The sequence below is a fragment of the Dechloromonas agitata is5 genome (genome assembly GCF_000519045.1).
Lineage (GTDB): Bacteria > Pseudomonadota > Gammaproteobacteria > Burkholderiales > Rhodocyclaceae > Azonexus > Azonexus agitatus.
The window spans coordinates 3075827-3098101 of sequence record NZ_KI912532.1 but is presented as its reverse complement, the minus strand read 5'-3'; the positions used below and the strand labels follow the sequence as shown (position 1 = coordinate 3098101).

At 60.5% G+C, this 22275-nt stretch carries 20 protein-coding genes and 1 pseudogene; 6 read left to right on the top strand and 15 right to left on the bottom strand.

The window, feature by feature from the left end; genetic code table 11:
* Positions 1 to 23 precede the first annotated feature (23 nt).
* The 5 genes from K420_RS0115155 to K420_RS0115135 are packed head-to-tail and all read left to right on the top strand — an operon-like array spanning position 24 to position 4519.
* Positions 24 to 1301, top strand: coding sequence for a 2Fe-2S iron-sulfur cluster-binding protein (locus K420_RS0115155; RefSeq protein ID WP_027458801.1), 1278 nt, complete (start codon positions 24 to 26; stop codon positions 1299 to 1301).
* Positions 1302 to 1880 (top strand): hypothetical protein, encoded by a 579-nt coding sequence (locus tag K420_RS0115150; protein ID WP_027458800.1) that lies wholly within the window; start codon positions 1302 to 1304, stop codon positions 1878 to 1880. It abuts the gene before it with no gap.
* On the top strand, positions 1877 to 2626 hold the full coding sequence (locus tag K420_RS0115145; RefSeq protein WP_027458799.1) for a cytochrome c3 family protein: 750 nt from the start codon (positions 1877 to 1879) through the stop codon (positions 2624 to 2626). The genes K420_RS0115150 and K420_RS0115145 overlap by 4 nt, the downstream gene beginning before the upstream one ends.
* Positions 2613 to 3533 carry a cation diffusion facilitator family transporter gene (locus K420_RS0115140; RefSeq protein ID WP_332308173.1) on the top strand — a complete coding sequence of 307 codons (921 nt, stop codon included), beginning with the start codon at positions 2613 to 2615 and terminating at the stop codon, positions 3531 to 3533. The genes K420_RS0115145 and K420_RS0115140 overlap by 14 nt, the downstream gene beginning before the upstream one ends.
* A gap of 53 nt (positions 3534 to 3586) precedes the next feature.
* Complete coding sequence (locus K420_RS0115135; protein WP_027458797.1) at positions 3587 to 4519, top strand: YcjF family protein; 933 nt, start codon at positions 3587 to 3589, stop codon at positions 4517 to 4519.
* A gap of 369 nt (positions 4520 to 4888) precedes the next feature.
* On the opposite strand, the gene K420_RS0115130 is transcribed toward K420_RS0115135, so the two are convergent.
* From K420_RS0115130 to K420_RS19855, 9 genes are all read right to left on the bottom strand, one after another.
* Complete coding sequence (locus K420_RS0115130; RefSeq protein WP_027458796.1) at positions 4889 to 6097, bottom strand: ABC transporter permease; 1209 nt, start codon at positions 6095 to 6097, stop codon at positions 4889 to 4891.
* Complete coding sequence (locus K420_RS0115125; RefSeq protein WP_027458795.1) at positions 6088 to 6813, bottom strand: ABC transporter ATP-binding protein; 726 nt, start codon at positions 6811 to 6813, stop codon at positions 6088 to 6090. Before K420_RS0115125 ends, K420_RS0115130 begins: the two co-directional genes overlap by 10 nt.
* 39 nt (positions 6814 to 6852) lie before the next feature.
* Positions 6853 to 8139: an efflux RND transporter periplasmic adaptor subunit gene (locus K420_RS0115120; protein ID WP_027458794.1), complete on the bottom strand. Its 1287-nt coding sequence runs from the start codon at positions 8137 to 8139 to the stop codon at positions 6853 to 6855.
* Positions 8136 to 9590: an efflux transporter outer membrane subunit gene (locus K420_RS0115115; protein ID WP_027458793.1), complete on the bottom strand. Its 1455-nt coding sequence runs from the start codon at positions 9588 to 9590 to the stop codon at positions 8136 to 8138. The genes K420_RS0115120 and K420_RS0115115 overlap by 4 nt, the downstream gene beginning before the upstream one ends.
* 68 nt (positions 9591 to 9658) lie before the next feature.
* On the bottom strand, positions 9659 to 10729 hold the full coding sequence (locus K420_RS0115110) for an ATP-binding protein (RefSeq protein ID WP_027458792.1): 1071 nt from the start codon (positions 10727 to 10729) through the stop codon (positions 9659 to 9661).
* A gap of 1 nt (position 10730) precedes the next feature.
* On the bottom strand, positions 10731 to 11432 hold the full coding sequence (locus K420_RS0115105; protein ID WP_035856062.1) for a response regulator transcription factor: 702 nt from the start codon (positions 11430 to 11432) through the stop codon (positions 10731 to 10733).
* Positions 11433 to 11546: 114 nt separating this feature from the next.
* Positions 11547 to 12086 carry a Spy/CpxP family protein refolding chaperone gene (locus K420_RS19200; RefSeq protein WP_084019681.1) on the bottom strand — a complete coding sequence of 180 codons (540 nt, stop codon included), beginning with the start codon at positions 12084 to 12086 and terminating at the stop codon, positions 11547 to 11549.
* 314 nt (positions 12087 to 12400) lie between these two features.
* The gene (locus tag K420_RS0115095; protein WP_027458790.1) at positions 12401 to 12583 is read right to left on the bottom strand and encodes a hypothetical protein; all 183 of its coding nucleotides are present in this window, start codon (positions 12581 to 12583) and stop codon (positions 12401 to 12403) included.
* 210 nt (positions 12584 to 12793) lie between these two features.
* Positions 12794 to 13669, bottom strand: coding sequence for a type II secretion system protein (locus tag K420_RS19855; RefSeq protein ID WP_051453171.1), 876 nt, complete (start codon positions 13667 to 13669; stop codon positions 12794 to 12796).
* Positions 13670 to 13800: 131 nt separating this feature from the next.
* Here K420_RS19855 and K420_RS21210 point away from each other — a divergent pair, with 131 nt between their 5' ends.
* Positions 13801 to 13953, top strand: coding sequence for a relaxase domain-containing protein (locus K420_RS21210; RefSeq protein WP_408605888.1), 153 nt, complete (start codon positions 13801 to 13803; stop codon positions 13951 to 13953).
* Here K420_RS21210 and K420_RS21205 read toward each other — a convergent pair.
* The 6 genes and pseudogenes from K420_RS21205 to K420_RS0115050 all read right to left on the bottom strand — a co-directional run.
* Positions 13950 to 14165: pseudogene (locus K420_RS21205) on the bottom strand (thermonuclease family protein); the annotation flags it as partial. The gene K420_RS21210 and the pseudogene K420_RS21205 sit on opposite strands and share 4 nt — an antisense overlap.
* Positions 14166 to 14305: 140 nt before the next feature.
* A complete protein-coding gene (locus K420_RS19850) occupies positions 14306 to 15250 on the bottom strand; it encodes a restriction endonuclease (protein WP_232422795.1) in 945 nt (314 codons plus the stop codon).
* 447 nt (positions 15251 to 15697) lie between these two features.
* Positions 15698 to 16503, bottom strand: a protein-coding gene (locus tag K420_RS20240) for an IS5 family transposase (RefSeq protein WP_088177849.1) whose coding sequence is annotated in 2 segments (ribosomal slippage) — positions 15698 to 16155 and positions 16155 to 16503 — 807 coding nt in all. Because the reading frame shifts where the segments join, the coding sequence is not laid out codon by codon here.
* Between the two features lie 214 nt (positions 16504 to 16717).
* Entirely contained in the window at positions 16718 to 18106 is a 1389-nt protein-coding gene (locus tag K420_RS0115060) for a TniQ family protein (RefSeq protein ID WP_084019678.1), read from the bottom strand.
* Positions 18093 to 19256, bottom strand: coding sequence for an AAA family ATPase (locus K420_RS0115055; RefSeq protein ID WP_157275118.1), 1164 nt, complete (start codon positions 19254 to 19256; stop codon positions 18093 to 18095). Before K420_RS0115055 ends, K420_RS0115060 begins: the two co-directional genes overlap by 14 nt.
* Complete coding sequence (locus K420_RS0115050; protein WP_027458783.1) at positions 19246 to 21897, bottom strand: DDE-type integrase/transposase/recombinase; 2652 nt, start codon at positions 21895 to 21897, stop codon at positions 19246 to 19248. Before K420_RS0115050 ends, K420_RS0115055 begins: the two co-directional genes overlap by 11 nt.
* Positions 21898 to 22275: the final 378 nt, after the last annotated feature.

The window sequence follows — 22275 nt, the reverse complement described above, 5'->3', positions numbered from 1 at the left end:
CCAGAATCATGATGCCACCTGAAATGACCTCGGTCTCCTTGCTACTCTGGATCGTATTGGGGATTACGCTGCAAATCGCGCTGTGGCTGGGTATCAGCTTCTGGAGGCATTGGAGTGAGTATCAGACGCTGCGCACAGACGTGGGGTCCGGCGGGGGAATGCCCGTTCCCGTTAAAGAGACTTTGCCTTCAGCATCCGAGCCGGCATCTGTAGCGGCGTGGAGTGGTTTCAGGAATTTTCGGGTTGATCGCAAGGAAATTGAGGACGGTGCCCAATCCATTTGCTCGTTTTACCTGGTACCGGAAGACAAGCAGCCGCTTCCGGCATTCAAGCCAGGTCAATTCCTAACATTCCGTATTGACGTACCCGCGCCCGACGGCAAGACAGAGCAGATTACTCGCTGCTACTCCTTGTCCGATGCACCCCACGCGGGGTATTACCGCATCTCCATCAAGCGCGTACCTGCACCTGCCGGCAGCGCTTATGCACCGGGCCGCTCGTCGAATTTCTTTCATGACCACATTCAGGTTGGTGGCCAACTGCAAGTCCGCGCGCCTGGTGGTCACTTCCATATCGACTCCAGTGACGCACCAGTCGTGTTGATTGGCGGCGGTATCGGGATTACCCCTGTGCTTTCCATGCTCAACTGGTGCATGGCCGAGCAGCCTGGCCGGGAAGTCTGGCTCTATTACGGCGTTCGCAACAGCAGCGAACCCATCAAGAGATCCCATCTCGAAGCGCTTGCCGCGACCTACCCGAACTTCCATCTGCGGCTGTGTTTCAGTGATCCCTTGCCGGGTGATCAGCTTGGACGCGACTATCACCACCAAGGGCGCGTGGATATCGCGCTATTCAGGACGGAACTCCCCCTCAAACCCTACCATTTCTACATCTGCGGACCGACACCGATGATGGAAAGCCTCGTTCTGGGCCTGGAAGGCTGGGGCGTGCCAGAGAGTCGTATCCACTACGAAGCCTTTGGTCCGGCATCGATCAAGCGCTCGGCAAACCCGAAAGCCGTTGAACCTGTGGCGGCAATACAAAGCGACATCGTCGTCAACTTTGCCAAGTCGGGAAAACAGATTCCCTGGCAGCCGGGTATGGGGAGTTTGCTGGATTTCGCCGAGGCCAATGGGGTAAAAGTTGAGTCCAGTTGCCGGGCGGGAAGTTGCGGATGTTGCCAAACCACGATCAAAGCAGGCGAAGTGGCTTACGGTCATGCGCCAGACTTTGATCCCGAACCAGGTAGTTGCCTGCTCTGCAGTTGCACCCCGAAAACCAGCGTGACTCTGGAGGCCTAGATGACCAACAACCTCTGGCGCAATCATATCCTTCCCTTCACGTTGCTGGTCGGCCTGCTCGGTGTAGCAACCCTGGTGGGCGACTATCTGCTGCACCGCTTCAATCTGGTCTGGATCGGGCGCTACCTGGGCATTCCGGGCACCTTGCTTATCATCGGTTCCCTGATCTATTCGTTGCGCAAGCGCAAGATGATCACCTCGGGCAATATGAAATCCTGGCTCAGCATGCACGAAGTCGGTACATGGCTGGGTTCCCTGATGGTCTTGCTGCATGCCGGTATTCATTTTAATGCCATCCTGCCCTGGCTGGCTACAGTGGCGATGGGCGTGAATGTCATCAGCGGTATGGTGGGCAAACTACTTCTCGGCCGTTCGCGCGAGCATGTCCTGGGACAGCGTGACCACTACCAACTGCGAGGGATGTCCAAAGAGGATATTGAGCGCGCGGTGTTCTGGGATGCGGTCACCCTGGATGCCATGACGAAGTGGCGCAAAGTCCATATCCCGGTCTTCATCGTCTTCGCGGTCCTGGCACTGGGCCACATCATCAGCATCTTTTTGTTCTGGGGCTGGGCATGAACCGCACGCTGAAGTGGATCCTTGCCGCCAACCTGATTGTGTTGGCCATTCTGGCTTTCGTTTATCCCCACCTGATGGTTGGCCCCGGCAAGTTAATTCCAGGTCATGCAAAACTGGAGTCGGACTGCTTTGCCTGTCACGCTACCTTCACCGGTGCCGAATCGGAACGGTGCGTCAGCTGTCACAAGCCGGAGGAAATCGGCAAACTCACCACGACAGGTCTGCCAGTCCAGAAGCCTCTGACTTCGACACCGTTCCACCAAAAACTCATCCGCTCGGACTGCATCGCCTGCCATAGCGATCATGCCGGGGTGAAGCGCTTCCGCCCGACCGGGCAGTTCAACCACCGCTTGCTGGAGAAGGCGACGCGCAACGAATGTCAGGGTTGCCATAAGTCACCCAAGGACAGCCTCCACCAGCAGATCACCGGCAATTGCAGTCAGTGCCATAGCCAGGACAAATGGACCCCCGCCACCTTCGATCACGCGAAGTATTTCGAACTGGATCGCGACCACAACGTTAAATGCGCGACCTGCCATGTCCGTAACGACTACAGCCGCTATACGTGCTACGGCTGCCATGAGCACTCACAGCAGAAAATCCGTCGCGAGCATATCGAGGAAGGAATCCGTGACTTTGACAACTGTGTCGAGTGCCACAAGAATGCCGACGAACACGATATTCGAATGCCAGGAAGGGAGCGTGAGGGAAAAGGGAAGCGCGGCAAAAAGCATGATGATGACTGACACGGCCGTACCCAGCCTGCAACGTTATGCGTGGATTTCCATTGGTGCAGCAATTGCGACCATCCTGCTCAAGGGGGTGGCATGGCATTTAACCGGATCGGTCGGCTTACTCTCGGATGCCATCGAGTCTTTTGTCAATCTCGCGGGCGCACTCATGGCGCTGTGGATGCTCTGGCTGGCGGAACAACCTGCCGACGAGGATCACCCACACGGACACGGTAAGGCCGAGCATTTCTCCAGCGCCTTCGAGGGTTTCCTGATAATCCTGGCAGCCGTCAGCATTGGTTATACGGCAATCGAACGATTCATAAATCCCCAGCCGATCGAGGCTGTCGGCATTGGATTGGTTGTTTCAGTGGCGGCCTCAGTCATAAACCTGCTTGTGGCACGCTTGCTATTGAAGGCAGGCCGCGAGCATCAGTCCATTACGCTCGAAGCTGATGCCCACCATCTGATGACGGATGTCTGGACCTCCGTTGGTGTCATCCTTGGGGTGGGACTTGTGGCGATGTCAGGCTGGAACTGGCTGGATCCGACGATTGCAGTGCTCGTTGCCGCGAACATTGTCTGGACGGGATGGCAGTTGATGCATCGCTCAGCTTCCGGGCTTATGGACACTGCTTTGCCGCCAGAGCAAAAGCGCCTCATTACCGAAGTCTTCGATCGCTACATCGAACAGGGCATCGCCTACCACGCCTTGCGGACACGACAGGCTGGGCGACGGTCGTTCATCAGTTTCCATGCGCTAGTGCCGGGAAAATGGTCAGTTCAGGAGGCCCATGACTGGGTTGAGCGAATTGAGCGTGACCTGAGGACAGCGATCCCCAACTGCCACATCACTTCCCATCTGGAGCCGATAGATGATCCATGTTCAATGGATGATCAGGCACTTGATCGGGCCAGGTAAGCCTGCCCTCGCTGGTGACCGCCCCCGCTTCTGAACTTCCCCAGGATAATCACATGACACTCGAAGAACAACGTTCCATCCTCGCCCTGTGCCTGCATGCCGCCTTTGCCGATGGCGTTAAGGACGACCATGAACGCGAGGAGGTAAAACGCATTGCAGAATCACTATCCGAAGGCACCCCTGGCCTCGATATGGCCCGCCTGTATCAAGACGTCCTGCTCAAACGCCTGCCGCTGGACACGGCGGCAGGCACACTTTCCGATATCGGGCAGCGCCTGTTCGCCTACGAAATGGCAGTTTGTATCTGCGAGGCTGACGGGCGCATGAGTCCGGCCGAACGCACCTTCCTTGACGAACTCAAGCGTTCCCTGAATCTCGACGCTGGACAATCCAGTGCAATCGAACAGGCGATCGATCCGGTTGTTTCCGCCGCCGATTTGCCTGTGAAGCAGTTGGAACAAGTTGGCCCCCTGGATACTGAACTGGACAAGACAATCCTCAACAGCGCCTTGCTTAACGGAGCACTCGAACTGTTACCCCAGTCCTGGGCATCGATGGCGATCATTCCGCTCCAAATCCGCATGGTGTATGGCATCGGTAAGGCTCATGGAGTCGAACTGGATCAAGGGCATATCAAGGAGTTCATCGCCGCCGCGGGAGTCGGTCTGACCTCGCAGTATCTGGAGCAGTTCGGCCGAAAGCTGTTGGGCGGCTTGCTGGGCAAGGCGGCAGGAAAGACCTTTGGGAAGATCGGTCGCGCTGCCACCGGCATGGCCTTCTCGTTCGCCACCACCTATGCGCTCGGACAGGTAGCGAAGCGGTATTACGCCGGTGGTCGGACCATGAGCACCGCGTTGTTACAGGAAACTTTCCAGAGCCTGCTGACTCCTGCCAAGCAGTTGCAGCAGCAGTACCTCCCGCAAATGGAACATAAGGCGCAGTCACTGGATATGGGGCAGGTGATGAGTTTGGTGCGGGGGGTGTGATCGGTAGTTAGTCGCTTGGTGCTTCCCGAATGTAGACCGCTGTTGTGCATCGGAAATCTGCCATTTAGCGAAAGTTTCGGCTGAACGACAGGTAACCGGCGCTTTGCCGCCTGACCGAGTGCGTCAGGCCAACGGCAGTTCAGGCCGAGGACCGGAAGTCGGCCTTAACGGCCGTTGCATCATCGGTTGCGATCAGGCAGCAATGTTTTGCCTACCGGCCGTCCAACCTTGAGCGGGCGCGCGCGGCAGCCTCTCGTCACTGCACAACCTCCTGATCAGCTGATATCCGCAGTAAAACTGATCTGACTTCTGCTTCCTGCGCAGAGCGGATGTGTGGTGTCCGCCTTTTCTGAGATGACTTGTTGCCGATCATTCATGGCGCAATGCGGCAATCGGGTCGAGTTGCGCGGCGCGTCGTGCCGGCACATAGCCGAACAGGACACCGATGGCTGCCGAGAAGCCGAAGGCAGTGAGATTGATGCCGGGGTTGAACAGGAAAGGCATGTGCATCAGGCTCGACAGGCCAAGGCAGGCGACGAAAGCGAGCGCGACGCCGACCAGCCCGCCGAAGGCGGAGAGCACGACGGCCTCGATCAGGAACTGGAGCAATACCTCGTTTTCCAGCGCGCCGATGGCCAGCCGGATGCCGATTTCACGCGTGCGTTCGGTCACCGATACCAGCATGATGTTCATGATGCCGATGCCGCCGACCAGCAGGCTGACCGCCGCCACCGCGCCGAGCAGCGCGGTCATGGTGCCGATGGTGCCGGACAGCGTTTCGGCGATCTGTTTGGTGTCCATCACGTTGAAGTTGTCGTCGACGTTGTCGGCCAACTTGCGCCGTTCGCGCAGCAGGCTGCGCAGTTGCGTCATCACTCCGGCAGAGTCGGTCGTATCCTTGAGCGAGACCATAATCATGCCGATGTCGAGCGTGCCGGTCAGCCGGCGCTGCACGGTGCGCAGGGGCATCAGCGCCGTGTCGTCCTGATCCTGCCCCATGCCGCCCTGGCCCTTGGCGGCGAGCAGGCCGATCACCTCGCAGTCGAAGGTCTTCACGCGGATGCTATTGCCGAGCGGGCTCTGGTTGCCGAACAGCTCGCGCTTCACCGTGTTGCCGATGATGCACACGGCCTTGCCGGCGCGTTCCTCGTCGTCGCTGAACAGGCGGCCGGCGGCCAGCTTCCAGTTGCCGGCGATCAGATAATCGTTGGTCGTGCCGTTGACCGTGGACGACCAGTTCTGCGTGCCGGCCACCAGCGTGACCGAGCTGCCGACCACCGGCGCCACCACCTTGAGGCCGTTGATCTGTTGCTGGATCGCCTCGACATCGGCGCTCTTGAATTTGGGTGCCCCGGCACTGTCGCGCCCCGGCCCGAGCCGCTGGCCGGGCATCACCATCAGCAGGTTGCTGCCGAGGCTGGCGATCTGGTTGGCGACCATCTGCGTGGCGCCGTTGCCGAGCGTGACCATCGTGATGACCGCCGCGACGCCGATGACGATGCCGAGCACCGTCAAAAAAGAGCGCATCAGGTTGCGGCGAATCTCGCGCAGGGCGAGCAGCAGGGCGTTCAGCAGCATGCTTCGGTGGCTCCCGGACGTTCGTCGCTGGCGACCAGCCCGTCGACAAAATGGACGATGCGCCGCGCGTAGGCCGCCATGTCCGGCTCGTGCGTCACCATGATGACGGTGATGTCTTGTTCGCCATTCAGCCGGCTCAGCAGTTCCATGATTTCGTGGCTGCGCTTGCTGTCGAGGTTGCCGGTCGGCTCGTCGGCCAGCAGCACCAGCGGGTTGGTGACGATGGCGCGGGCGATGGCGACGCGCTGCTGCTGGCCGCCGGACAGCTCGGCTGGCGTGTGGTGTTCCCAGCCGGCCAGCCCGACCTTGTCGAGCGCGGCCCGCGCCTGGGCGTGGCGCACGTCGGCCGCCTCGCCGCGATAGAGCAGCGGCAGCTCGACGTTTTCCTGCGCCGAGGTGCGCGCCAGCAGGTTGAAGCCCTGAAAGACGAAGCCCAGGCAATTGCGGCGCAGCAGGGCGCGCTGGTTGCGGTCGAGTTGTTCGACGTGGATGCCGCGAAACAGGTACTCGCCGGTGGTCGGCGTATCGAGGCAGCCGAGCAGGTTCATCGCCGTCGATTTGCCCGAGCCGGACGGCCCCATCACGGCGACGAATTCACCTTGCGCGATTTGCAGGTCGACGCCGCGCAAGGCCTGAAACGCCGCCTGGCCTTCGCCATAGGTTTTGGTGATGGCGCGCAGTTCGATCAGCGGCGCGCCCAATTCAGCGACCGCCATTTTGATTTTTGCCCTTTTTTCGGGGTCGACCGCAACAGCTCACTTTTTCGCTTCCTGGTAATCGGTAATCACCGCCATGCCGGCCTTCAGGTCGCCGCCGAGAATCTCGGTCTGGCGCCCGTTGCTGACGCCCGTTTTGACTGCAACCGCTTGCGGGCTTTGCTCGCTCAGCACCCAGACGCGCGCCTCGTCGGTTTTTTGTGCGGTTGCGGCCGGGCGTTTCTTGGTGTCCGAGGGGGGGCCGGGAATCAGCCGGGAAACCAGACTGCGTTTGGGGGCTGCGTCCGCTGTCGGCGGCGTGAAGCGCAGCGCGGCGTTGGGCACTAGCAGGACATCCGAGCGCTCGGCGGTCACGATGCTGGCCGTCGCCGTCATGCCGGGGCGCAAGGCCAAGTCGTCGTTGGTGACTTGCAGGATGGTTTTATAGGTGACGACATTGTCGGTCGTTGTCGAGCCGAGACCGACGCGCTGGATGGTCGCCGGGAACTTGCGGCCCGGCCAGGCCGAGACGGTAAAGGTCGCTTTCTGGCCATTCTTGACGTTGGCCACGTCGGCTTCGTCGACCTTGACCTGGAGTTCCATCTTCGCCAAATCCTCGGCCAGCACGAACAGCACCGGCGTCGTCATCTGCGCCGCCACCGTCTGCCCCGGCTCGACCTTGCGCGTCAGCACCACGCCATTCACCGGCGAGCGGATGGTCGCCTTGCCGAGATTGGTTTCGTCGGTCTTCAGCGTCGCCTTGGCCTGCGTCACGTCGGCGCGGGCGCTCGCTTCGTCGGCCACGGCGCGTTGCAGCGCCGCCTCCTGCGCTTCCAGCTCGGTCTTGGCCGGTACCTTGCCGCCCGACAGTTCGGACACCCGGCGCATGCGGGTCAGCGCGGCGCGCGCCTCGGCCACCGTGGCCTGTTTCTGCATCACCGTCGCCTCGGCGGCTGCCAGCGCCGCCCGCGATTTGTCCACCGAATCCTTTAGCTTGGCCGTATCCAGTTCAGCGAGCAACTGGCCTTTCCTGACCACGTCGTTTTCCTGCACCAGCACCGTGGCCAGCGTGCCGGAAAGCTCGCTGCCGACGTCGACCGATTTGGTCGGTTGCAAGGTGCCGCTGGCCGAGGCAGTGACCAGCAGGTTGCCGGGCGCGGCTTCCTCGGTGATGAATTCGCCCGTCGTGCCATTGCCGCCGCCGGAAAAAAGGGCAATGCCGACGAGCAGCGCGGCGAGCGCGCCGACGAGCAGCAGCCAGCGCCGCTTGCCAGCGCCGTCCTTGACGGCCGTGTTCAGCAGACCGCGCAGGGCTTCGCTGGAATTGTTGTCCGGGTTCTGGGTCATGATGGCTTGCCTTGTGCGTTGTCCTCGGCGGCGACGGGCTGTTCCCAGCCGCCGCCGAGCGCCTTGTAGAGTTTGATCAGGCTGGTCAGTACCGCCGATTGCGCGGTCGACAGGTTGTCTTCCGCCGTCAGGCGGGTGCGCTGGGTGTCCAACACCTTCTGGAAGTCGGTAAGACCGGATTCGTACTGCATCTCGCCCAGTTGCGCGGCATTGCGCGCGGCGTCCGCCGCCGCCTGCCGGGCATTCAGCCGATCGCGCGCAACGGCGTGTGCCTTGAGGGCGTTTTCGACCTCCTCCAGCGCCGTCAGGATGCCGCTTTCGTAGGCGATCAATGCCTGTTCCTGTACCGCGCTCTGGATGTCGACCGCGCTGCGCAGGCGGCCGCCGTCGAACACGGTTGCTGCCAGCGAGGCGGCCGTCGCCGATGCCACGGCGCCGGCGCCGCTCAGCGCGCCGAAGGAAAACGCCTCCCAGCCGAAGGAGCCGCTGAGCGACAGGCTCGGGTACCGCGCCGCCATCTTCTGGCCGACGCGGGCCGTTTCGGCTGCCAGCGTGCGCTCGGCGGCGATCAGGTCGGGGCGCTGGAGCAGGATGTCGGCGGGGATGCCGCTGGCGATGCTGGCCGGCACTTCGGGAAGTGGCTTGTAGGTGCTCAACGCGTCATGTAGCGTGCCGGGGTGGCGGCCGAGCAGCACGGCCAGCCGGTTTTCCGCCTGATAGGCGCCGACTTCCAGGTCGGGAATCATCGCCCGCGTCTGCTCGACATTGGCGCGCGCCTGCTCGACGTCGACGCTGCTGGCCAGCCCGGCCTGGTTGCGCCATTGGACGATCTGCAAGGTCTCGCCCTGGCTGGCCAGGTTTTCGGCGGCAATCGACAGGCGCCGCTGATAGCCGCGCAGCTCGACGTAATTCAGGGCCACTTCGGCGACCAGCGAGACGCGGGCATTGTTCAAACTCGCCGCGCTGGCCGCCTGGTCGGCGGTCGCCGCCTCGACACTGCGCCGGGTGCCGCCGAACAGGTCGATTTCCCAACTGGCGTCGAAACCGGCGCTATAGGTCGTGCCGACGTAGTTCGGGTTGATGACCTCGGCCTGGCGGTTGCTGCTGGCGCCGGCCGATGCCGCGACGGTCGGGAAATAGCCGCCGGCCGCCTGGTTTCGGCTGGCCCGCGCCTGCGTCAACCGCGCCTGTGCTTTCTTGAGGTCCAGGCTGCCGCTCAGCGACTCGTCGATCAGCCGGGTCAGCGTCGGGTCGTCGAGCTGTCGCCACCAGCGCGAGAGATCCTGGCGCTCGCCGGCGGCCGCTCTCCCCGCTTGCCACGCGGCGGGCATCGGGGTCTCGGGCGTCTGGTAGTCCGGCCCCACCGACGGCAGGCCGGCACAGCCGCCCAGCAGCGTCAGCGCCAGGCCCAAGGCCGCCAGCAGCACACGGCCGGAATGTCTTGAAGTCATGGCGCCATTGTCCGCTGGCGCCATGTAAGACGGTGTTCGGGAAATGTTAATCCGGGTAAAAACCCGGTTCAGGCAACCAGGTCGATCTCGACGACCAGACCGCCGCCGGCCGCGTTTTTTGCCCTGATTTGGCCGTCGACCGCAGCGATCACCCGTTCGGCGATCGCCAGTCCCAGCCCGTAGCCGTCGCCGGATGTCTTGCCGCCGCCCCGGTAGAAAGGCTGGAAGATTTTATCCAGCGCCTCGGCCTGAACGCCCGGCCCCTGATCGGCGATGCTCAGGCGCAGGCGGTGTCCTTTAATCTCGCCGGCCACGCGCACCGTGCCGCCGGCCGGCGAGTGATGCAGCGCGTTGCGCACGACGTTCTCGATGGCGCGGTGCAGCAGCGCCGGGTTGGCGCGCACCGCAGGTAATCCGGCCGCTGCCAATTCGACGCCGACCTGCCTTGCCGCGCCTTCGAAGCAGGCATCCTCGACGATGCCTTCGAGCAGTTCCTGCATGTCGACGTCTTCCGCTTCGCCAGCGACCCCGGCTTGCAGGCGGGAAAGCGTCAGCAGCTCGTCGATCAGCGCATCGAGGCGCTCGCCCTCGCGCTCGATGCGCGCCAGCGTCTCGTTGAAATGCTCGGGCTGCTGACGGGCGAGGCCGATGGCCGCCTGCAGGCGGGCCAGCGGCGAGCGCATCTCGTGCGAGACGTCGTGCAGCAACCGTTTCTGTCCGTCGACCAGAAGGCTCAGGCGTTCGGTCATGTGATCGAAATCGCGGCCGAGATCGGCCAGTTCATCGCGCCGGCCGCCCATGCCGTCACCGATGCGCACCTCGAGGTCGCCCCCGGCGGCGGTGTCGAAAGCACGCCGCAACTGGCGGATCGGTTTGGCGAAGTACCAGGCCAGCACCAGGGCGCTGATCAGGCTGACGATCAGCGCGCTGAACAGCGGCACGATCGGCAGGCGCGGATCGCGCTGATGGATCGACGGCGGCCGATGTTCGCCGCCGTATGGCTGCGCGACCAGCGGCGCTTCGGCGCGCTGCGGCTCCGCCTGATGGCTTTCCAGCCAGAAATAGGTGCCGACGCCGACGATGCCGACGAGCTGCGCCAGCCAGATGAACAGGAAGAATTTCCAGAACAGGCGGCCCATGTCACTCCCGGATCAACTGGTAGCCCTGGCGGTAAACCGTCTGGATGCACGAGCGGCCATCGGGCAACTGGCCCAGCTTGTGGCGGATGCTCGACAGATGGACATCGATGTTGCGGTCGAAGCGCGCCAGCGGGCGGCCGAGCGCCTGCGCCGAGAGGTCTGCCTTGCTGACCGGGCGCCCGGCGTTGCGCGCGAGAACCTCCAGCAGGTTGAACTCGGTGCTGGTCAGCTCGACCGGCGCGCCGTCCCATTCCACCCGCCGCTGCGCCGGCATCAGCTTCAGCGGGCCGACCACTAGCGGCGCCTGCGCGGCCGGTTCGGCGGCCTGCTGGCTGCGGCGCAGGATGGCGCGCAGGCGGGCCGCCAGTTCGCGCGGCAGGCAGGGCTTGGGCACGTAGTCGTCGGCGCCCAGTTCGAGGCCGACGATGCGGTCGAGATCGTCGCCGCGCGCCGTCAGCATCAGTACCGGTACCGTGCTCGCCGCGCGGATCCGGCGCAAGGCCTCGATGCCGCCGATGCCCGGCATCATCACGTCGAGCACGACCAGCGCAAAGCGCCCGGACAAGGCCTCGGCGACGCCACTTTCCCCATCCGGCACGGCCAGCACCTCGAAGCCGTCGCGCACCAGGTAGTCGCGCAACATGCCAGCCAGTTCGACATCGTCGTCGACCAGCAGGATACGGGCGGGGGTAGGGTCGCTCATCATTCACCAGTTCGCTTCAATACGCCGATCATAGCTGAGGCGGCGCAATGAAAAAAAGCCGAAACCGCATTCACGGCTCCGGCAAGGGGGAGATAACCAAATAAGCGCTGCGGATCAGCGCGCCGGCGGCGGCGTGCGTCCTTCGCCGCCCATGCCGCGCGGCCCGTCGCCGCGGCCGCGTCCCGGGCCGCCGGAAGCTCTCGTTTCGGCCAGTTGCTTGCGCTGCTCGGGCGTCAGGATTTCATACACTTGGCGCTCGGCCCCGGCCCGCGCCAGCGTCATTTCCGACATCACCTTCGCCGCCGTATCGGCCAGGGCGCGCGCCTTGGCCTCACTGTAGTCGTCCGCCGCCGTCAGCGCGCGCAGCTCAGCCTCCGCCTTGAACACTGCCTTGCCCTTTTCGCGCATCGCCGGCGCCCGGGCATGCATGATCTCGAAAAGCTTGTCGCGCTGGGCTTCGCTCAGATTCAGGCCACACAGGTGCGGCGGCATCATCCCGCAGCCCATACCCGGGCCGCCATGTCCGGCGAAATTCCCGCAGCCCGGGTGGCCGCCCGGCTCGCCATGAAATGCCGCTACACTCAGCGGAATCGCCAGCGCTATGATGGCGGCCATCAGAAATCGCTTGATGCAGCGGTGATGAACTGTCGTCATGTCGTTTTCCTTTCAATCCGATGGGCTGCCCCGAACGAGGCGAGCGACAGGACGAATACTCTCTCCCAGGAAGGTTAAGCACTGTGAGCGAGCTGTAAATGAAAGTAAATTTAGCGCTTGCGCGAAAGCCTGGCGAGTCAAGTTCGGACTTTCATCAAATCTGAGCGACGGGTATGCGACCGTTTTCAGCCTGCTCCACAACGAAAAGGTAACGGCGGCTTTGGCCGATCAGCACGTATTGGCTATCCAGCAGCTTTCAGGGGCATCCCTTGAATGGTGGCTTCGTAGCGGAGGCGAGCTGTAGATCCCTGCCGTCAGATACCCTGTCCGAGATATTCAGCTTTTGTGAGCGGAATATCAAAGCTGATCAGCTTGTTTTCGAACTGCCACGAAGAGAAAGTGCCGATCGGCTTTCCTTCCTTCTTCGCCTCGTCAGCAGCGATCAGATATTTCTTCCAGTTCTCGTTGAGCAGTCGTTGTTGTTCTTCTTGATTCATGGCTTTTGATTCGACAAAACAGAGTCGATAAAAAGTCGAATCGAGTAGGCGACACCGAAAGCCAACAGAGCAGCCAAGCCAAGGAACGTTGGCGCAGATTCCGCGCTTGCCCGCGGCGATAAAAAATAGACCCAGATCGCCAACATGTAGACCGCCGGCGCAAGAATTAGCGCATCCCTAAGCAGCTTTTTTCTTAAGTTCATGTTCATTTTATGGCTGAGTCCGTGGCGCCAACTGAGCCCTAGCCATCAATTGTGAGATAGATGGATGGCTCAGGAGGTCATCAAAGTGATTCGCCCCTGCTCCGGCTCCTGTTGAGATCATGTTGCTGTGGAAATATGATGCCGGCGCTGCAAGAACGGTTTGCCCGTTGGCGTTGAGCGCTTCGTTCGTTCCTGCTGCGATAGTTGGGGCAGAAATTGTGCCACTGGACGTGTAGCCGCCACCGCCTTCAGCCATGTGGCTAATCAACACGTAAGCGGCTCCTGTTGAGCTAGTTACCGCCGGGTCATTGACAGCATTTCCTCCGTCATCAACGACTCTCAAGCCTCGGCCAGAGACGATAAAAAGAGCGCTGGTGCAGGCGGCACGATTAGCAGAAGTGCACGGAGCACATGTTCTGGCGTTAGATGGACTTGTTATTGCTGCTGCACCGCCTGCCGGGTCGCAGCCACTGGCATCCATCGCACCGTTGCGAGTCAGGCCGTTAACGCCATCGGGCGGCACGCGATACGTGAAACGGTTGAAATAGCCATCCGTTGCATCCGCTTCGGATAAGCCGAGCGTGATCCAAGGCAGCACACCGTTAGTTTGCGTTCCACAGTCTCCGCTGGCATCCCGTACCTCGACACCAGCCCCCAAAGTACCTGCGGGCACAGTACCGTCGGCCGGGCAGGGCAATCTCCGATTGGTCATCACAAACGCGACAATCGCCTGATCGATCACCGCCATTTTGTTGATCGTTTCTCTGCGCCGCTGCTGCTCAAGCTGGCTAGAGGCAGCCGGGATGAGCATAGTCATCATCAGCCCGAGGATGATTGTCACGATTGCCAGCTCGATGAGCGTGAAGCCCTGCTGTTTGTGCATGCCTTAAGCCGAAGAAATATTTGAACGTATTTTAATCGAACCAGCGATTTCCTCCTGTGCTGATAACCCAGCATCGAAATGATGGAAAACAAGCGCGATGCTTGAGTAGCAAGGGAATCAAGACCGGCGCGATGGCGGCTTACTACGAAAGCCTGGCGACCCAGGATTACTACGCCAATAGCGACGATCCGCCGGGCCGCTGGATTGGTAAAGGAGACGAACGCATGGGGCTCGACGGAGAAGTAAAAGAAGGCGAGCTTCGCGCGGCATCCCGCTCAGTCTGATCCTTGCGATATGCCTCGTACCACCACGCCATGCCGTCCTTGATTTGTTCTAGGCTGACATCAACCCCATTGACCAGCACCTTCCCGATCGGCTGCTTCCGATGCTTTTTTCTCCATTGGACAGTGATTTCCTTGGCGAAGGCCAACTGGGCCAGGTTCTGCCCGGCACGCTCCCCAAAGGGCTGCTTGCGCTCCGGGGCATCGATACCCATCAGTCGGATTTTGTATTGCTGATGGCTGGTATCCAGTACTGTCAGCGTATCGCCATCCGTGATCCCGACTACCCGTCCGATGAATTCTTCGGCCTGTACGGAGAGGGAGAGACAAAGCCCAATGATGCAGAGCATCCCCTTCATTCGTAGTAGGCAACCACGGCGTTCGCTCCCTGGCGGGCTCCCAGTTTCTGGCGGCATTTCGGGTAACTCCCGCAACCCCAGAAATCCCGCCGGCCGGCCTTTCCCGGAATCAGTCGCATCTTGGTGCCGCAGCTTGGGCAGGTCGGGATGTGGTAGTCGCCTGCCGTGGCAAAGTCCAGTAACGCCAAACGCTGCACATCCGGCAAACGATTGAACATTGCCAGCAGCATCTTCCCGTCGATGAGGGTGATCCGATTCGGGACTGCAAAGCCTTTGGCTTCATCGGAATAGCTGCCGGAGGTCATGAAGAAGGCTTTCCCGATTTTTTCATGCACCATCACGCCGAGTAATTCGCGGACCGGTTTCACGCCGACGAAGCTGTTACCCCATGCTTTGCACTGAACAATGGCTGTGGCAATCTGTGGCTGGTTATCGTCCTGAAAGAGCCGAATATCGATGCCGCCATCCGGACCCAGGGGCGTACATTCGCTCCGGATACCCTTTAATTCGTAGAACTTCTGGCAGACATCTTCGAATCGTTTCCATTCGATGGCCTGGATCAATTCGAGGGACCAAGCTTCAGCCCTTGTTGATTCCGGCTGAACCTCGTTTTCCTTCATCACAGGCTCACGCCACATCACATTGGTGGGCTCCGTTACTGGTGACGATCGACGTATTGGACGCTGTGGTGCGAGAGGTCGAACGTTGGTCAGCCCACGGGCTTTGGCGGCGGCCTTCTGCATTGCCAACCACTTGAATAATGCGATGACCCCGAAAATACAGCTCAGCAGGACAAAGATGGGCTTCAATCCAGCAGCCGCCATTTTCAGATACGGATTGTGTGCAAAAAAAGCCGGGATCAGGACGAATCCAAACAACAGCATCCCCGCCGCAATACTGGCGGCAACTGGCCATGTCGAGGTGAGGGCTATGTCCAGCAAAGTCTCTTTTCGCCTGCGTCCCACGCCGTTTGTACCCCATGATCATCAAGCCGGTGATTCTCAGGGATCGGCGGTTGCGCGACAACTAGCCAAAAGTCATATCCGGGTAACGTGAGTAGTGGCTACCTGCCTGATTTTTGGGCGGGGAGTCGAAAACACCGTTCCGTTAGTACCTTGCTGAGCGGTATCTGAGTCGCCCCCGAACCAGTAGACGCTCCGAAGCCTTAGACTTAGGCAAAAGGAGAAGTCATGAGCAGCAAGGGTTAGCACCGTTGCCTTCACAAAATCGTTGCAGGCGCTTTCTTCGTAGTCCGAGAGCTAAGCGTAAAATTGATTACTGGACTGGGTAATGAAGCCTACTGAGATCAACGACGCGGAAGCGCCCAGATCAATGAATTCGCACTCGAAGAAAAGTAGCGTTGCCATTAAGAACCGCTAACAAAATGATCAAGGTCGCTTGAGCTGCCGCCAGCAAATGAGGCAGCAGGCGATCTTGATAAAGGCCTCGTGGATGATGGCCAGGCGCTCGAATCGAACGCGCAGTCGCCGGAAGTTGTGCAGCCAACTGATCGTTCGTTCGACGACCCAGCGGGTTTTGCCCAGGCCGCTCCCGTGCAGCGTGTTGCGCCGTGCAATCAGGGTACGGATTCCTTGCGCATGAAGCGGGCGACGATACTTGTCGTGGTCGTACCCACGGTCGGCCTGAATGATTCTGGGTTTGCTTAACGGTCGTCCCGGCAAACCACGGATGGGAGGAATGGCCGCCACCAACGGCAGCAACTGGGTTACGTCGTTGCGATTGGCCCCGGTCAGGATGACCGCGAGCGGGATGCCCTGGGCTTCGGTGATGAGATGGTGCTTGGAGCCTGGACGAGCGCGGTCGGTGGGATTCGGTCCTGTTTTTGACCGGCGCCCACGGCACGAATGGAAGCGGAATCGACAATGCAGCGCGACCAGTCAATCCGGTCGGCAAGGCGCAGTTGTGCCAGCAGCAAAGCGTGCAAGCGGTCCCAGACCCCGGCTTCCTGCCAGGCCCGAAGCCGTCGCCAGCAACTCATGCCAGAACCACAACCCAGTTCCTTGGGCAGCATTTCCCAGGGAATGCCGCTCTGGAGCACAAACAAAATCCCCGCCAGAACCGCACGATCATCCAGTGGCAAGCGTCCTGGATACTTGGCTCGGCGCGGCTTGGGCGGCGGCAAGAGCGGGGCGATCAGCGCCCACAACTCGTCATCGAGAATCGATTTATCCATTTCCTCTGCACAAAAAAACAGCGCAGAGGTTAACCAAATTCAGCCGCTGTGAACAGAGGGAAAGGCTTCTTTTTGTTAGCGGCTCTAAGAGGAAGGCGATAGCATAAAAAGGAAACCCCCAGTGTGACCTGTGCGCAAGTATGACCCCGGGGCATGGTTTTTTTTAGGCTGCCTCTTCACATGCTATCGCTGAAGTCCAGTGCCACAGACACGACTAAACCTGAGATTTCTGCAGGACTTTACCTCTCGTCCATTCCCGTAATGCTTCGGAATATGCAGTTTTTAGATATCGTGGAATTAGCACCATCTTTTTCTGGGAGAGCATCCTCTTCAATCTTTGGCCGCCGGGATACTCTCCGTTTTGGACAAGCTCGTCGAAGATGCGAAGCAGCGTTTTGCGGTGATTCGCGTGGTTCCGTTCGCAGGCAAGCTTTCGGTTGAGAACGTATTTGTCGCGAATCACATTGCATGGCTCCGGGGCAAGGCGTCTCAGACCTGCGGCATCCCATTTGAAACGCTTGGCGATGCTGGAGAGTGAGCGATGGTCGTTGGAGTCGTCGGCAATTTCACGTAGCGTGTCCTCAATTCTATTTCGCTCAATCTCCGACAATCCCACTTTGGATCGGCGAACGCAAAGGAAGTCTGGCGCCTTGCGCAACTTCTGCGTGGTCGGTTCAATGTCTCGGGATGGGTGTAGCAACAGCGAACTGGGCTGGGTATCCAACGCGTAAGCGAGGACAAGCCATCGGTGTATCGATGGCCGATGGCCAGCCAGCCATCGTTCCAAAGCCGATCGCTCGATCCCGATCGTCCGGCAAAACGTTCGTCGCTTCCCTGATGTATTCCGTTGCGCTGCGATCTCGGCCGCCAGGAGCAAGTTGTCCAGTGTTGCAGTTTTCTCCAGACTTCGGAGATTGAGTACGATGTCCTCGATCGCCGCCGAGACCCACAGATCGTCTGCCGAGGGAAAGTCTCGGTTCGCACCTTGACCGAGCCAGCTCCCACAGTGACTGCAATGGGAGACGCTGGGATACCGGGGGATGAAATCCTGAACCTTGCCGCAAACTGGACAACGTTCCATGAGCTGCTGCCGGTGGATGCTGCAGTAGCGATAATGAGAAAATGACCAGATCAAGGGACGGTAGGGTTCGTCTCCAGATTTCGCCATTCCGGCAAAACAACTCGGACACCACCTGAGGTGGCGCGAGAGTAGCCCATCACCGATGCTCGGCAGCAGGTTTTGGAGTGGAAGCAGGGTCGAATAGCGGAGATTGGCGAGCCTGGTAAGCGTGCTGGTCGCATCGCAGATTTTCTGTGCATACGCTCCCAAGCCGTTGACGGTTCTAGCGTTGTTTCGGAAAAAGGACAAGTGGTTCAGGTGGGCGATCTCCGGTTGCACGGCGACGAACTCTGTCCGGATCAGCCGGCGTGGATTGACCGAATGCGCCTCGGCCAGACGGACCAGGTAGGAAAGCAATCCTTCCGTCCGGGCCGTGTCTAGGCCGATTGGCGTCAAGGCATACAGCCGGCTACGCGCAGGCATTTCATCGTACGACAGGAGTGCGCTTAGTGGGTCAAAGTGGTTCAAGTCACTTTTTTTCATGATCGCCTCCCGTTTTGTCACGACTAGGGTTGCGCTCACCCACCTTGGCCGGCTTCTTGGCGGGTGGCTGTTTGGCGGATAGTGCCCTCGCCCGAGAAACGACGCGATAGAGTAGTGCTTTCACCGCGTCGATGCTGGCATCTTCCAAGGCAATTTCCCCTTCGATGGCTTCGTCGAGAATCGTGATCAAACTCTTGTTGGAGAGGGCGAATTCCTCGGCGAACTTGTAATCGATGGTGTCCATGCCGCGGAGAATGGCGTGCTCAAGGCAACGCGACAGCCAATCCTTCAAGATCCCGATGCTGCCGCCAGATTTGCAGAAAAACTCTCGCATATCGGGCGCAAAGTTCGGGGTCACCGGCAACGGCAGCTGACGTTGCAGTCGGCATAATGCGGCGCCGAAATCCTCCTTATCCTTTTCGCCTTGCAGCGAATAACGCGGGAAATGAACGATCTCGCTACGCCGGACCAGTTGTCCGCTCTGGTCTCGGATGGCAAGCAGCTTGTAGGTGCCGACCAGCACGATGATGAGATTCGATTCGATGGTCAGCGACTTCAGGGCCTCGAACTGGAATTCGAGCCGCTTCGGATCGTTGACCATCAGGATGTGGTGTGCCTCGTCGATGATCAGGACTCTGGTCTTGCGGTTGGTCAGACATTTTTCGGAAGCGCGGCGCAGGGCTTCGGTAGTCGACCGTTCGATCGGTAGCGGTGCCGACAGCCCCTCGAACAGATCGTGCTGGCGCGGAAGCAGTATTTTCCGGTTGGTCAGGACATCGCCGTGGCGTTCCAGCAGGCGGATATAAAAATCCTTCCAGTTGAACGAAGCGCCGTTGGGCGGGATGGCATTGAATCCGGCGACGGGCACGGCTCCGGGATCCTTGGCGATTAGGTCGCGATATTGATGCATCAGCGCCTTGTAAATCATCCGGGCCAAGGTGGTTTTGCCGGCACCTGTCGGTCCGGTCACGAGGACTACCTTCGGGCCAGAAGCGCTGTTGATCGCTGACATCGCCTGCTTGAAGCCATGTGCCAGATGTGGATGCTCGATCCGGCATTTGCGGAAATATTCGACACGCTGTTCGAGCGATGCCGCGAGCAGTTCGATTGGGAAGGAAGGATTTTGCGTGTTTTTCATGTCAGTCTCCAAAGATGGTTTTTTCGAGGCCGCCCCAAATGGCGTCTTCCAAGGCATCAAAGCCGGATTGGGGGGCTGTGCTTTGCTGCGAAATGGCGGGGGACGAGGCTTTGGCACGGGTTTCCTGGTCGCGCAGGCGCTGTTGCAGGAGCTTTTCCGTGGCGTGCGCGGTATTTAGGTGTTTTGCGATCAAGGTCGCGTTGATCGCGCGGCGCTGGCCTGTGCGCTTGTTCTGCGCCGTGATTTCCTGCGTGATCAGGTCGATTTCCTTCTCTGTGCGGCCCTGGAAGAGGTCGGCGTACTCCGATTGGCAGGTTTCCCAATGGTCCTTGAGCCAGGCCACTGCCATCGACTTGTCGTTCGGGTCGTAGCGGACCGGGACGTCGGCACCGGCGAGCTTCGGGTTCTTGAAGGCCGGGCACCAGTAGTGGATGTAGCCGATCTTCACACCGCGGCTGGGATCGATCTTGGCCGTTCCCTTGGCCGTCGACGGTAGGCAGAGGATCATCAGATCCCGGGTGTTGGGGATCAGGACGTGCCGGCGAAGACCCGATTGCGCCAGGCTGATCGCCATTGCTTCCTTCGGCGACATGCCGAGCGCCGAGTGCTCCATTTCGCCGTACACCTTGTCGAGATAGCCGTCGAAGGCTTCCCGAAATTCCGGCAGCGTCCACACCGACAGATCACGGGGATCGTGCGATTTCGACATTGACCGCGGCTTCTGCAGGGCGACGTTATTGCCGCGCAGGCAATGCACGAACTGCTCGTTGTTCACGCCGAAGAAGCGCTCAGTGACGCTGCCGAAGCGCGGCTTGCTGCCGGGGCGGGTTTTCTTGTGGCATTCGAGTCGCGCCAGCAACGTCTCGAAATAGATGCTCTGGAACTCGGGCCCTTTGTCGACGACGATGGTTTTTGGAATCCGGCCATGACGTTTGATGCAGGCGCGGATCAAGGCCATGCAGCTGCGGTAGCTCGGCGCATCGAACAGGAGAACCCAGGCCAGGACCACGCGGGTATACGTGTCGATTAGGATGGACAGCCAGGCCTTGCCCAACTTTTGGCCCTTGCCGCTGCCGCGGAACTGAAGATCCAGCTCGGTATGGTCGATATGGCCGAACTGGAAAGCCCGTTCCCCATGGCGAGGCGTCGCTCCGTCGATACGCCAGTAAAACTCGGAGTCGCTGTAGGCCGCCTTCTCTCCTTGCCGAGCGACGATTAGATCGTGCTGGCGGCGCCGCTTGATCTGGTCGCGGAAAGCGACTTCGCTGGGCGGCAACAGGCCGCGTGCAATGCATCGGTTGGTCACTTCCCCCCAGCAGGCATGGATCGACCATCCGGCCGCGACGGCATAGCGCTCGTCGATTACGTCGTCCATGATCTGGATGACGGCATCGTCGAGACGGCGCTCGCGGTTGCCGCGCTGACTGATCTTGGGAATCAGGCCGAGCAAGCCGGAGCCGTACAGTTCCTGTCCACGCTTGTAGAGGGCGCGCCACTTGCGCCGGGCGCGGTCGCAGGATTCGGCCGGCAGGCCATCCGAGCTTTCCGGGAACAGGCAGCGGTAACGATACATCGCATGCTCGAAGTCATCGGGGCTCGCCCGGCGGATGATCGCTTCAGCCTGGTCGCGCTCGAGCACGGCACCAGTCGGAATGCCGCTGATCGTACCCTCCTTGACCATCTGCTCGAGCGCCTTCCGGCCGAGGCTGGTAATCACATGGTCTTCGTCCTCCATGAAGATGTCCTGGTCGCCGACGTTCAGTATTCGCCAGAGTCGGCCATCCCACATGAACGATTGGCCGGCGGCGACAGTCAACGTTCGCAACGAAGGCAGCGTCGTCCGGGTTTGCGAGGCCAGGTGCAGGCGATAGGCGTCAGCCGCCACCTTGTCGCGGAAGACGTAGGCACGCGCCGGGTCGGGGAGACGATCCTCATCCAGGCGGGCATAGAGAACGCCATCGGCGATCATCTTGTAGAGGGCGTCGGCATCGTCGGCCGAGAGTGTGCTCAGCAGGTCCTTCAGCAGAATCCAGGCTTGTCCGCCCATCGCCTCACGGACGCGTTGCACGGCTTCCGGCGATGGTGCCGGGCATCGTTCGTCGAGGTAGTCTGCCAGGAAATCCAGGTTGCGGATGGTGATCCAGTGGTTGGCCGACGACGAGCGAACCCGGAAACCGAGATCGACCGAGGCTGCGTATGCCTCGCCGGCCGGGCAGCGCCAGCCTCCATTGCCGTCCCGGACGTAGAGCGTCGAACCCTCGGCAGCCCGGGATTTCAGCCATTCCTCAGTCTTGCATTCCACCCAGCCGGCAAAACCTTCCTGGAGCAGGAAGAAGTCCGGCGTCGCCATGTGGCTGACCGATTTCCCGTTGCGGCCGGTATAGCGCAGCTTGACCTTCGGCGGCTGGTCGTAGAACTCGTAGGTCTGTTTATCGTGTTCCCAGCCGATGACGGCCGGCAATTCGTTCTTGTGGCTCTCCGCCTGGATCACCATGCCCATTTTCCGACTGGAGAAGCGGCAGGCCACGTTGTGGATGCCGCTCTGCACTCGGCGGGTCGGCGGTGAGGTGCGGACCTGGTCGATGACCAGCCGAGCCTTCTGGGTGATGCCGTTGCGTTCGCAGTAGGCATCGAGTTGAGTTTTATCCATCATGATCGTTTCCTTTCGAACATCCGGAACGGATCGATCGACCTTCGCGAAAATCGGGAAAAAGCGGTCCCTGTGCCGACGGCCGGTGGTCGTCGGGCGGATGAAATTCGGACGGAGCAGGAACGGCGAAAGGGGATTGACTACGCACCTCTCGAGCCTAGAATGAAATTATCTGGTGTGATGACTAGACAGCTTCATCAGCGGCCCGGGCTCTCGACAAGCTCCGGGCCGTTTCCGTTTCTGGGTCCTGTCAACAGGAATCCGGTTTGCGCGATCTTCGGGTCCGGTACCTCTCCTCGTTCTTGGTTTTTGGCTGCCTTGGCGCAGCCGGCCCGTGGCGCCACCCGGCGTCACTGAAGGGGATTTTTTCAGACGGCCTTC